Origin of the sequence: Phycicoccus flavus, from assembly GCF_004025965.2 — a bacterium.
GTDB lineage: Bacteria > Actinomycetota > Actinomycetes > Actinomycetales > Dermatophilaceae > Phycicoccus > Phycicoccus flavus.
Genome location: NZ_SAYU02000101.1, coordinates 1 through 10,429, shown reverse-complemented (window position 1 = coordinate 10,429; position 10,429 = coordinate 1). Strand labels below are relative to the sequence as shown.

Here is a 10,429-nt window from a genome sequence, read left to right as displayed (position 1 = left end):
CCTGGGAGAGGCCCGCAACAGTGACGGCAGTGATGACCAGCCTGGCTTTCGACACCCCCGCATCGCAGCCCGCCGGAGTTTCCTATGTCCTGAGACATGCGTTTCCTATGTCCTGAGACTCGACACCCCCTTGCGCACGCTTTTCGATCGGACCCCCGACCCTCATGGGCGGGGGTCCGTCCGCGTCTCCGGGGGCTGTCGCGCGGCCCCGTGGGGAGCGGCGCGGGTGGCGCAGCCACCGGGCGGCGGGTCGTAGCGGCAGCCCGTAGGTGGGGCCGGGGTCAGCCCGGGAGGTCGAGCGGTGTCCTGCGGGGTCGTCGGGGGACGGGCCGACGACACGGAAACCGGTCCTTGGCCCCGTACCGGCGTGTCGCGGCACCACACGGCGGGTCGTGTCGTCCGCCCGTTCGTCACGCCCGAGGTCAGCTCCGGGAGGTCGAACGCGAGGCGGTGCCACTCGGGGGACGGGCCGACGACACGGAAACCGGTCCTTGGCCCTGTACCGGCGTGTCGCGACACCGGGCAGCGGATCGTGTCGTCCGCCCGTCCGTCGAGCTTGGGTCCGGCCCCGGAACGTCGAACGCGAGGCGGTGTTATTCGGGGGACGGGCCGACGACACGGAAACCGGTCCTTGGCCCCGTGCCGGCGTGTCGCGACACCGGGCAGCGGATCGTGTCGTCCGTTCGTTCGTCACGCCCGAGGTCAGCCCGGGTGGGGAGCGGCGGGCTCAGCGTCCCCCGGGGGCGGTGAGGGCGGGCAGCCGACCGGGACGCGGCCCGGGCCGGGAGCGGCGCGGACGGCGCAGCCGCACGACGCCGTGGACACCGAGCCCCGTCGCGACGCCGGTGACGGTCGGGGGCACGAGGACGAGGAGGACGACGCGCAGCAGCAGCGACACCGCCCCCGCGTCGGCCACCATCCACACGGCGACCAGGGACACGACCTCCAGCACCGCGGCCGCCACGGCGACGACCACGGCGTCCCGCGCCGCGAGCACCTGCGCCCCGACGAGCGCGAGCACGAGGACCAGGGCGACGACCCCGCACCAGGCGAGCGCCGCCGACAGCGTCGGTCCGACGAGCAGGCCGACGAGCACGGGGACGGCGACGAGGGCCTGCACCGCCAGGGTGACCGCCCCCGCGGTCCGGGCGGTGCGGCCCCAGGGCTGGACGCGCAGCGGCGGTCGGCGGACCCCCCAGGACGTGGCCACGGCGACGACGACGAGCAGCGCGAGCCCGAGCGAGCCGAGGACGACCGCCGATGCGAGACCGCCGCCGGTGACCGGCGTCGTGGCGGCGTCGCCGGCGAGGCAGCCTCCCGACCCGCGGCACGGCCCCGCCCCGGCGTCGAGGCCCGGCCACGACCCGCGCTCGCCCCACCCGACGCGCAGGGCGAGGACCAGCCCGCCGACCACCGCGAGCACCCCCGAGACGTCCGCCGCCGCCGTCCATCGTCCCGGGACCGTCCCACCACGAGCCATGCCGCCCATGATCCCGGTCCCCGGCCCGTCGCGCGCGCCGAGGGGTCCCGGTCCGGACGCCGGCGCGGACCGGGGGCTCCAGGAGGTATCAGGAGCGCCCCGTCCGACTCCTGCTGGGACAGCGGCTGCCGTCGTCCGACGGGTCCGCGACCGACGAGACGTCCCCGGCGGGAGGAGCGAGCGTGCACGAGCACCGGGCCTGGGTTCGCCGGGCCATGGCGCGCACGGCCCTCACGGCGACCCTCGCAGCGGTGGCGACGGTGGCCGTGCTCCATCCCGCGTGGGTGGCCCGCGTCGTCGGCACCGAGCAGGACGGGCCGTCGGTGTCGTGGGTGATCCTCGTCGCCGCCTGGGGTGCGGTCCTCGCCGGCGTGGGCGCGGTGCTGGCCTGGAGCCGGGCCGCGGACGTCCGCTGAGGACGGGCCACGGCAGGAAGGTCCGGCGCGCCCGCGGTGTTGCCGCCACATGGCACTCACGACCCCTCCCGGCCCGCTGTCCCGCCGCACCGGGGACACGAACTACACCGTCGACGGCCCGGCGCACCGGATCCTCCTCACGCCCACCGACAAGCGCGTCCGGGTGCTCGTCGGCGACGGCGCCGGCGGCCGGCGGACGGTCGTCGACACCACCCGCGCGCTCCTGTTGCACGAGACCGGCCTGCTGCCGCGCTACTACGTCCCGGTCGAGGACGTCGACGCCGACCTGCTGCTCGACAGCGACACGAGCACGCACTGCCCGTTCAAGGGTGACGCGACGTACGCGCACGTCCGGGCCGGCGAGCGGACCGCCCCGGACCTCGTGTGGTTCTACCGCGACCCGGTCGCGACGATGCCGGCGCTGGCCGGGCTCGCGGGGCTGTACCTCGAGCACCTCGACCTGCTGCCCGCCGACGCCCGCCCCGACGGCGAGGGCGCCGAGCCCCTCGACGTCGTCCTCGAGGAGGAGCAGCCGGTCCTCGGCCACCCGCGCGACCCGTACCACCGCGTCGACGCCTGGCCGAGCAGCCGGCACGTCGTCGTCACGTGGGAGCCCCAGGGCCGCGACCCGGTCGTCCTCGCCGAGACCAGCCACCCGGTCGGGCTGTTCGAGACCGGGTTCCCCGCCCGCTGGTACGTCCCCGCGGACGACGTCCGGGACGACCTGCTCGAGTCCAGCCCCACCCGCACCGTCTGCCCGTACAAGGGCGTCGCCGACCACCGCTCGGTGGCCGGCGGCCCGGCCGACGTCGCCTGGCGCTACCGGGACCCGCTGCCCGAGGCCTCGGCGGTGGCCGGCCTGACCTGCTTCCTCGGCGACGACGTCGTGACGACCGTCGACGGCGAGCGCCTCACCGCCTGACGCGCGTCCGCCCGGCGACCGCCGTCCCCGCGGGCGTCGGTCCCGGCGGCGAGACTGGGGGTGTGCGCGCGCGTCCGGTGATCCTCCACCTGGACCTCGACGCGTTCTTCACCGCCGTCGAGCAGCTGCACAAGCCGTCGCTGCGCGGCAAGCCGGTGGTCGTGGGCGGGGTGGGCGGCCGGGGCGTGGTGTCGACGGCGTCCTACGAGGCCCGGGTGTTCGGCGTGCGTTCGGCCATGCCGACGGCCGAGGCGCGCCGCCGGTGCCCGCACGCCGCCTACCTCGCGCCGCGCTTCGAGGCCTACCGCGACGCCTCGCACGTCGTCATGGACCTGGCCCGCGAGGTGACGCCGCTGCTGGAGCAGGTGTCGATCGACGAGGCGTACCTCGACCTCACCCCGACGCTCGCCGATGGCGGGGTCGGCACCGCGGACGCCGTCGACGCGGTGACCGCCGTCGCCGAGGGGCTGCGGGCCCGCATCGTCGCCGCCACGGGGCTCACCGCCTCGGTCGGCGCCGCGACGAGCAAGCTGCTGGCCAAGATCCACTCCGACCTCGCGAAGCCGGACGGGCTGGTCGTCGTCCCGCCGGGCGAGGAGGCCGCGACCCTCGCCCCGATGCCGGTGCGCGCCGTCCCCGGCGTCGGCCCGGCCACCGCCGCCCGGCTGTCCGCGCACGGCGTGACGACGGTCGGCCGGCTCGCCGCCCTCGAGCTGGACGAGGCCGTCGCGCTCCTCGGCACGGCCCACGGCACCCAGCTGCACGCCTTCGCCCACGGCGTCGACGACCGCGAGGTCGTCACCGAGCGCGCGGCGAAGTCGGTGTCGGCCGAGACGACGTTCCCGAGCGACGTCACCGACCGGGTGCGCCTCGGCAGCGTCCTGCGCGACCTCGCCGGGCGGGTGGGGGACCGGCTCCGGGCCGACGGGCTGTCCGGCCGGACCATCGTGCTCAAGGCGCGGCGGCACGACTTCAGCACGCTCACCCGCTCGACGACGCTGGACCAGCCGACCGACGAGGACGCCGTCGTCGTCCGGCACGCCGAGCGGCTGCTGGGCGGGCTGGACGTCAGCGACGGGCTGCGACTGCTCGGGGTCGGGGTGTCCGGGCTGTCGCTCTACGTGCAGCCGGACCTGCTCGACGGACTGCTCGACGACGCCCCGCCCCCGGTCCGGGAGAGCGACGACGACGACGACTTCGTCCGCCCGGACGCCGGGGGGAGCACCGCCGCCGACCGCGGGCCGGTCCCCGTCGTCGCGGAGCCGGTGCCGCCGGCCGCGCCCTCGTGGCGGCCGGGGCAGGACGTCGAGCACGCCGAGCATGGCGCCGGGTGGGTGCAGGGCAGCGGCGTGGGCCGGGTCACGGTGCGCTTCGAGGGCCCGAACACGCCCGTCGGGCGGGTGCGGACCTTCGCCACCGACGACCCCGACCTCGTCCCGGCCGCGCCGCCGGTGTGGCACCCGGACGACGGGTAGGACGCGGGGGGCCGGCGCTCAGGCGGTGACGTCGTCGACCGTCACGTCGACCGGGACCCCGGCGGCGTCCCGGTCTACGAACAGCGCCTCGGGCCCGAGGACGTCCGCGAGGGTCGAGCGCGTCGCTGTGCGCACCGCCGACGCGGCGTCGGCGAGCACGGCGCCGTAGGTCGCCGTCACGTGGACCTCGACGCCGCGGCACCGGTCGGCCTCGAGCCGCAGCCGGATCTGCGTCGGGGTGATGCCGGGGAGCGCGGCGAGGGCCCGGCGCAGCGCACCGACGACGACCCACTCGCGCACGACGAGCGTGTCCGGGCCCCCGCCCTGCGCGTCGGACGGGAACACGGCGTGCACCGGACGCGAGCGCCGGGTGGTGGCCCGGACGGTCGAGCGCACGCGGGCGCTGACGTCGATGAACTCCTCGGGGTGCTCGGCGGCGAGGAGGCGCGCCGACCGGTCGAGCAGGTCCTCCTCCTCGGTGGTCAGCGGTGGCGCGTCCCGCTCCGGCCCGGTCATGCCCTCCACTGTCCCATCCTCTCCGCCAGCGACCGGCGGGCTCGGGCGAGCAGGCCGCGCACGGCGTCGGGGGTGGTGCGCAGCGCCGACGCCACCTCCGCCTGGCTCAGGCCCTCGACCTGGACCAGCAGCCAGACCGCCCGCTGACGCTCCGGCAGCGTGGCGAGCGCCGCCTCCAGCGCCCGGCGCAGCTCGCCGTCCGAGGCGGCCTGCAGCGGGTCGCCGGGCCCCGGCCGGTCGAGCACCTCGTCCTGGACCGGGACGGCCCGACGTCGCCGGCGCGCGCTGCCGATCTTGTGCACGAGGATCCCGAAGAGCCAGGTGCGCAGCGACGAGCGGCCGTCGAACCGGTCGAGGGACTGCCACGCCGACACCAGCGCCTCCTGGACGAGGTCCTCGGCGTCCATCGGGTCGGTGACGGCGCGGCGGGCGTAGCGGGTGAGGGCGGGACCGTGCCGGTCGACGACGGTCTCGAAGGCGACCCGGTCGCCAAGGGCCGCCGCCCGGACCAGGGCGAGGTCCTCATCGCGGGTCGGCGCTGGTGGCGGCGCGCACGCCGCGGACGGAGGCCGCGAGGACGTCGCGGCGGACGAGCCAGGGCCGAGCACGTCCACCTCCTGTCCAGGGCGTCGCCCGGTCGGGCCCACCGATCGTGCAACCCGTGGTCCCGGGAAGGGGTGCCCGGTGCACGGGGTGACGTAGGTCACACACCCCCGAGCGTGCGGATGGGGCGCCCCTCCGCGACTGACCGGGTGTCACGACAGTTCCCGACCACCTCACCCAGGAGAGACCCCATGAGCGAGACCCGCCAGAACCCCACCCCGACCACCACCGGCGACGCCGTCGCCTCGAGCTCCGCGCTCGTCACCGAGCACGGCCGGACCGTCATCGCCGACACCGTCGTCGCGAAGATCGCCGGCATCGCCGCCCGCGAGGTCTCCGGCGTCGCCGGGCTCGGCGGTGGGGCGGCCCGCGCCGTCGGTGCCATCCGCGAGCGCATCTCCAGCGGTGCCGTCGACGTCACCCAGGGCATCTCGGTCGACGTCGGCGAGAGCCAGGCGGCCGTCGACCTCGACATCGTCGCCGAGTACGGCGTCGCCATCGCCGACCTCGCCGGTGCCGTCCGCAGCAACGTCATCGCCGCCGTCGAGCAGATGACCGGGCTCGAGGTCACCGAGGTGAACATCACCGTCCACGACGTCGCCATCGAGGGCGACACCGACGAGGACGAGACCCCCGAGCGGGTCCGGTGACCGAGCGGTCCACCCTCGCGGACCGCATTGCCGTCACGGTGCGGGACGTGCCGGGCGTGAGCGCGCTGCACGCGGGCGCGCTCGGCGAGGCCGTCACCCTCCTGCCCGGACGCCGGGTCCCCGGCGTCCGGGTCGGTGACGACGCCGTCGAGGTGCACCTGGCGGTGAGCGACTCCCGCCCGGTGCGCGAGACCGCGGACGCCGTGCGCACCGCCGTCACCACCCTCACCGACCTCCCGGTCACCGTCGTCGTCGAGGACCTCGCCGACGACGTCCCGACCGCCTGACCCCCAGCCGACCCCCACGAAGGAACGCACCCTCATGACCACCTCGACCATCGGCCTCCTCGTCGGCCTCCTCCTCGCCCTCGCCGCCACGACCGGCGGTTTCGGCGGCTTCCTCCTCGCGCTCGTCCTCGGCGTCGTCGGGTTCCTGCTCGGTGCCCAGCGCGACGGCACGGTCGACCTCGGCGCGCTGGTCCAGGGCCGCCGGCGTGGCTGACCGCGGGGACCCGGCGACGCGGGGGCGCACCGTCGTCGTCGACCGGGTCTACGAGCGCACCGCGCGGCTGGCGGCCCTGCGCACGGCGGGCGTCGTCCGCCACCGCACCGGCGTCGAGGCCTTGGCCGGACGCACCCTGCCCCGCGTCGAGATACGGCGCAGCGGCGAACGGGTGCGGGTGCGCGTCCAGGTCGCCCTCGCCTGGCCCACCCCGGTCGGGCGCACCACCGCCGCCGTCCGGGACGACGTCGCCGCCACCCTCACCAGGGTCACCGGCGCCACCGTGGACGCGGTGGACGTCACCGTCACCCATCTCGAACCGCAGGACAGGAGGACCACGTGACCACCGTCGCGGACACCCGCCCCACCGCCCCGGACCCGGCCCGGCCCACCCCGGAGGTCTCCGAGCCCGCCGGGACCGCTCCCGTCGTCCTCCCCTCCCTTCTCGCGGCCCTGGTGCTCGTCGGCCTCGGTGTGCTCGGCGTGCAGACCGCCCTCGTCGCCGCCGGTGCCGTCTCGGGACCGGCCTGGCTGGACCCGGTGCTCTCCGCCCTGGACACCGGTCTCGACCGGTCTGCCGGGACGCTCGTGCTCGGGGTGGTCCTGGGCCTGCTCGGGCTGTGGCTGCTGGCGCGGTCGGTCGGCCGGCGCCCGCGGCCGGACTACTCGCTCGGTGCGGGCACACACGCCTGGACCGGGCCGAGCGACGTCGCGCGGGTCGCGAGCCTCGTCGCGGCCGACGTCGACGGCGTCGTGACCGTGCGCGCCCGGGCCCGTGGCCGCTCGCTCCTGTTGCGGGTCGGTGCCGTCGACGGCGCCGACGTCGGTGACCGCGTCCGGTCCGAGGTCGAGGCCGCGACCGAGGGTCTCGAGCCACGCCCCCGGGTGCGCGTCCGGGTGAGCGGAGGCGCGCGATGACCCGCTCGACCCTGCGCACCGACCGTGCCGTCGGGCTCCTCCTCGGACTCCTCCTCCTCGCCGTGGGGACGCTCGTCGTCCTCTGGTGGGCGCGCGTCCTCACCGGACCGGAGCGCCTGACCCTCGCCGGGGCGGACGGCCTCGCCGACACGGCGTGGTGGCCCTGGGCCGCCGGGCTCGGCGGCCTCGTCCTCGGCGCCCTCGGCCTCTCCTGGGCCGCCGCCCACCTGCGCCGGGTGTCCGTGCGCAGCGTCTCGCTCGACGGCAGCGGCGAGGAGGGCCGGCTGCGGCTGCGGCTGGACGCCCTCGCCTCGGCCGCCGCGGACTCCGCCGCGGACCGGATCGCCGTCGAGTCGGCGTCCGGGTCCGTCGGCTCCGGACCGGACGCGGGCCTGGTCGAGGTGCGGGCGCGCGTCCGCCACGACGCGACCCTGGAGGAGGTCCGGCGCGACCTGGCCGCCGTCGACGACGAGGTGGCGCTGGCCACCGACGGCCAGGTGCCGGTGCGCTACCGGGTGCACGTGGCGCGCCCGCCCCGGGACAGCGCCACCTCCTGACCCGCCGGCCGCCCGGCCCCGCACGACGCGGGGCCGGGCGGCGGCCGTCAGGGGCGCTCGGCCAGGGCCGGGACCGGCGCCGCCGGGCTCCGGGGTGCCGGGGCGGGCGGCGCGGGGTGGGTGGCGACGTGGTCGGCGAAGAGGCCGGGCCAGGCCATGATCCCGTAGGGCGTGCGGGCGACGACGAGCCGGCTGTCGTCGATGAGCTCGTGCAGCAGGGCCGCCGTGCTGAGCGGGTGGTTCGGGTCGTCGGACCAGGCGAGGACGAGGGTCGGCACGTCGAGCGCCCGGATCTCCTCGGGCTCGGGCAGGTCGGTCGACGCGGCCCCGCGCAGCACGGTCGGCAGCAGGGCCTCGGCGACGGACGGCTCGGTGAGCGGGGCGTCCGCGAGCGCCGGCGGACCGGCCGCGGCGGCGGACCGCTCGACGAAGGCGGCGAGGCCCTCGGACTCCACCGACTCCGCGTTGGCGAGGTACGCGGCGGCCTGGGCCCGGCGGGTCGTCCACGCCGTCGGCGGGACGACGAGGGTCAGCCCGGCGAACCGCTCCGGCTGGCGGACGGCGGCGTGCAGCAGGGTGCCGGTGCCCATCGAGGGCCCGACCCCGTGCACCCGCTCCCCGGGGGCGACGTGGTCGAGCAGGGCGAGCAGGTCGTCGGCGAGGCGGTTCCAGCGGTAGCGCGACGGGTGCCGGTCGCCGGTGGACCGGCCGTGCCCGCGGGCGTCGTAGCGCAGCACCCGGTGCCCGCGCAGGGTCCGGCTGAGGTCCAGCCCGATGCGCTCGTCCCGCTCCCGGGAGGAGGTGAGGCCGTGCAGCTGGACGACGAGCGGCCCGGAGTCGCCGGCCAGCTCGTAGTCGAGCCGGGCGTCGGGGACATCGAGCGTGGGCACGCCGCCTCCAGGTGGAACCATCGTCGGGGGATGCCCTCTAGAGTACGGCGGCATGCGCCTCACCAACGTCGCGCAGATGGCCCTGCCCCCGGGCCGCCTGCGCAGCATCGAGGTGCGGGTGGCCGACGTGCGGGGGCCCCGGCTGCCGGTCTCCTTCGACCAGGCCCGGCACGTGGGGGAGGGCGACCGGCCCGGGTCGTGGATGGCGGTGGCCGTCCGGCTGCCGGGACCCGTCGCCGACGACGCGCTCGCGGCCGCCTGGGCCGCCGTGTGCCGCCGCCACGGCACCCTGCGGACCGTGTTCTCGCGGACCGACGCCGGCGAGGTGGCACTGCACCGGGTCGAGGTGACCGACCTCGTCTGGGTCGATCACCCGGCCGACACGGGGCGCCCGACCCGCGAGGTCCTGCGCGACGTCCTCGACGCCACCTGCCGGTCCTTCGACGCGCCGTCGCACCGGCTCTGCCTCCTCGAGCCCGACCCCGCCGCGGACGACCCGCGCCCCGCCCTCGTCCTGGCCGCCGACCACGCGCACGTCGACATGTGGAGCCTCGTCGTGCTCGTGCGCGACCTGCTGGCCTGCGTCGCCGACGTCCGGGAGGGCCGCTGCGGCGACCCCGTCGGGGGCGCGCTGCCCGAGGCGCCGGCCTTCGTCGAGCACACCGCCGCCCTCCTCGCGCGCCCCTCCGCCCCGGGCCACGTCCGGCGACGGTGGGCCGACGTGCTCGAGGCCGAGGGCGGGGTCATGCCCCTCTTCCCCCTGCCGCTCGGGGACGTCGGCTCCCCGCGGCCGGAGGTCGTCGAGGTCCGCGACGTCCTCGACGCGGAGGGCGTCGAGCGGCTGGCCGGCGTCGCGCACGCCGCCGGGGTGCGGATGATCGCGCTCGCGACGTCGGCGCTGACCCGGGCCACCCGCGAGGTCGCCGACGCCCCGCTGCGCGCGGTCTTCCCGGTGCACAGCCGCTACGAGGGCCGCTGGCACGGGGCCGTCGGCTGGTTCATCACCAACGCCGTCGTCGAGTCCTTCGACCCCGACCCGCGCGCCTGCGCCGCCGCGGTCCGCGAGGCGCTGGACCTCGGCTCCTGGCCGCTCGGGCCGATCCTGGCGCCGTGGGGCGGGATGCCGCAGGCGCCGGGCATGTTCGCCGTCTCGTGGCTGGACACCCGCCGGCTGCCCGTCGAGCTCGACCCCGCGCTGGAGCTGCAGTACGTCTCGGCGGCCATCCGCACCGACGGCGTGATGATCTGGTTCGTCGTCAACGACACCGGGCTGCACCTGCGCTGCCGCTACCCCGACACCCCAGAGGCGCGGGCGAACGTCGGCCGGTGGGTGGACGCGGTCGAGGAAGGCCTCCGCGCGGCGGCCGTCCCGCCCGTGCGTGTGGATTAGGTAAGGCAACCCTTGGTATGGTGAGGGTTACCTGACCTCGCGGACCGGCCGCGGGCGCGACGCGGACGGAGGTGCGCGGTGATCATCTGCCACTGCAACGTCGTCGGCGAC

The 10,429-nt window shown here is 76.9% G+C and carries 14 protein-coding genes; 10 read left to right on the top strand and 4 right to left on the bottom strand.

Translation table 11 applies throughout. The features are described 5' to 3' along the window. Positions 1–727: 727 nt before the first annotated feature. Positions 728–1,480 carry a hypothetical protein gene (locus EPD83_RS19080; protein WP_128368365.1) on the bottom strand — a complete coding sequence of 251 codons (753 nt, stop codon included), beginning with the start codon at positions 1,478–1,480 and terminating at the stop codon, positions 728–730. Between the two features lie 182 nt (positions 1,481–1,662). Here EPD83_RS19080 and EPD83_RS19075 point away from each other — a divergent pair, with 182 nt between their 5' ends. From EPD83_RS19075 to EPD83_RS19065, 3 genes are all read left to right on the top strand, one after another. Next, positions 1,663–1,896, top strand: coding sequence for a hypothetical protein (locus EPD83_RS19075; RefSeq protein ID WP_128368364.1), 234 nt, complete (start codon positions 1,663–1,665; stop codon positions 1,894–1,896). Between the two features lie 49 nt (positions 1,897–1,945). Continuing rightward, on the top strand, positions 1,946–2,818 hold the full coding sequence (locus tag EPD83_RS19070) for a DUF427 domain-containing protein (RefSeq protein ID WP_165567007.1): 873 nt from the start codon (positions 1,946–1,948) through the stop codon (positions 2,816–2,818). A 62-nt stretch (positions 2,819–2,880) separates the two neighbouring features. Continuing rightward, positions 2,881–4,293, top strand: coding sequence for a DNA polymerase IV (locus tag EPD83_RS19065; protein WP_128366304.1), 1,413 nt, complete (start codon positions 2,881–2,883; stop codon positions 4,291–4,293). An 18-nt stretch (positions 4,294–4,311) separates the two neighbouring features. Here the strand turns inward: EPD83_RS19065 and EPD83_RS19060 are convergent, their stop codons facing one another. Together EPD83_RS19060 and EPD83_RS19055 are read right to left on the bottom strand one after the other, a co-directional pair. Continuing rightward, positions 4,312–4,809 carry a hypothetical protein gene (locus EPD83_RS19060; protein WP_128366305.1) on the bottom strand — a complete coding sequence of 166 codons (498 nt, stop codon included), beginning with the start codon at positions 4,807–4,809 and terminating at the stop codon, positions 4,312–4,314. Further along, positions 4,806–5,417 carry an RNA polymerase sigma factor gene (locus tag EPD83_RS19055; RefSeq protein WP_128366306.1) on the bottom strand — a complete coding sequence of 204 codons (612 nt, stop codon included), beginning with the start codon at positions 5,415–5,417 and terminating at the stop codon, positions 4,806–4,808. The genes EPD83_RS19060 and EPD83_RS19055 overlap by 4 nt, the downstream gene beginning before the upstream one ends. Before the next feature lie 186 nt (positions 5,418–5,603). Here EPD83_RS19055 and EPD83_RS19050 point away from each other — a divergent pair, with 186 nt between their 5' ends. Genes EPD83_RS19050 through EPD83_RS19025 form a run of 6 tightly spaced genes read left to right on the top strand, consistent with a single transcriptional unit; the run spans position 5,604 to position 8,038 of the window. Beyond that, a complete protein-coding gene (locus EPD83_RS19050) occupies positions 5,604–6,062 on the top strand; it encodes an Asp23/Gls24 family envelope stress response protein (RefSeq protein WP_128366307.1) in 459 nt (152 codons plus the stop codon). Beyond that, positions 6,059–6,349, top strand: a complete 291-nt coding sequence (locus tag EPD83_RS19045) for an Asp23/Gls24 family envelope stress response protein (protein ID WP_165567006.1) — start codon at positions 6,059–6,061, stop codon at positions 6,347–6,349. Before EPD83_RS19050 ends, EPD83_RS19045 begins: the two co-directional genes overlap by 4 nt. A 34-nt stretch (positions 6,350–6,383) precedes the next feature. Next, positions 6,384–6,563, top strand: coding sequence for a DUF2273 domain-containing protein (locus tag EPD83_RS19040; RefSeq protein ID WP_128367337.1), 180 nt, complete (start codon positions 6,384–6,386; stop codon positions 6,561–6,563). Continuing rightward, entirely contained in the window at positions 6,556–6,906 is a 351-nt protein-coding gene (locus EPD83_RS19035; protein ID WP_164896544.1) for an Asp23/Gls24 family envelope stress response protein, read from the top strand. Before EPD83_RS19040 ends, EPD83_RS19035 begins: the two co-directional genes overlap by 8 nt. Next, positions 6,903–7,481 carry an Asp23/Gls24 family envelope stress response protein gene (locus EPD83_RS19030; protein ID WP_128367335.1) on the top strand — a complete coding sequence of 193 codons (579 nt, stop codon included), beginning with the start codon at positions 6,903–6,905 and terminating at the stop codon, positions 7,479–7,481. The genes EPD83_RS19035 and EPD83_RS19030 overlap by 4 nt, the downstream gene beginning before the upstream one ends. Beyond that, positions 7,478–8,038 carry a hypothetical protein gene (locus tag EPD83_RS19025; RefSeq protein ID WP_128367334.1) on the top strand — a complete coding sequence of 187 codons (561 nt, stop codon included), beginning with the start codon at positions 7,478–7,480 and terminating at the stop codon, positions 8,036–8,038. The genes EPD83_RS19030 and EPD83_RS19025 overlap by 4 nt, the downstream gene beginning before the upstream one ends. A 47-nt stretch (positions 8,039–8,085) precedes the next feature. Here the strand turns inward: EPD83_RS19025 and EPD83_RS19020 are convergent, their stop codons facing one another. Continuing rightward, on the bottom strand, positions 8,086–8,928 hold the full coding sequence (locus EPD83_RS19020; RefSeq protein ID WP_128367333.1) for an alpha/beta fold hydrolase: 843 nt from the start codon (positions 8,926–8,928) through the stop codon (positions 8,086–8,088). A gap of 52 nt (positions 8,929–8,980) precedes the next feature. On the opposite strand from EPD83_RS19020, the gene EPD83_RS19015 reads away from it, so the two are divergent. Continuing rightward, complete coding sequence (locus tag EPD83_RS19015) at positions 8,981–10,318, top strand: condensation domain-containing protein (protein ID WP_128367332.1); 1,338 nt, start codon at positions 8,981–8,983, stop codon at positions 10,316–10,318. Positions 10,319–10,429: the final 111 nt, after the last annotated feature.

Bases quoted from the DNA above. Each gene is read 5' to 3' on its own strand.
- EPD83_RS19060 (WP_128366305.1), bottom strand. From the start codon at position 4,809: ATGACCGGGCCGGAGCGGGACGCGCCACCGCTGACCACCGAGGAGGAG.
- EPD83_RS19050 (WP_128366307.1), top strand. From the start codon at position 5,604: ATGAGCGAGACCCGCCAGAACCCCACCCCGACCACCACCGGCGACGCC.
- EPD83_RS19080 (WP_128368365.1), bottom strand. From the start codon at position 1,480: ATGGCTCGTGGTGGGACGGTCCCGGGACGATGGACGGCGGCGGCGGAC.
- EPD83_RS19025 (WP_128367334.1), top strand. From the start codon at position 7,478: ATGACCCGCTCGACCCTGCGCACCGACCGTGCCGTCGGGCTCCTCCTC.
- EPD83_RS19040 (WP_128367337.1), top strand. From the start codon at position 6,384: ATGACCACCTCGACCATCGGCCTCCTCGTCGGCCTCCTCCTCGCCCTC.
- EPD83_RS19070 (WP_165567007.1), top strand. From the start codon at position 1,946: ATGGCACTCACGACCCCTCCCGGCCCGCTGTCCCGCCGCACCGGGGAC.
- EPD83_RS19015 (WP_128367332.1), top strand. From the start codon at position 8,981: ATGCGCCTCACCAACGTCGCGCAGATGGCCCTGCCCCCGGGCCGCCTG.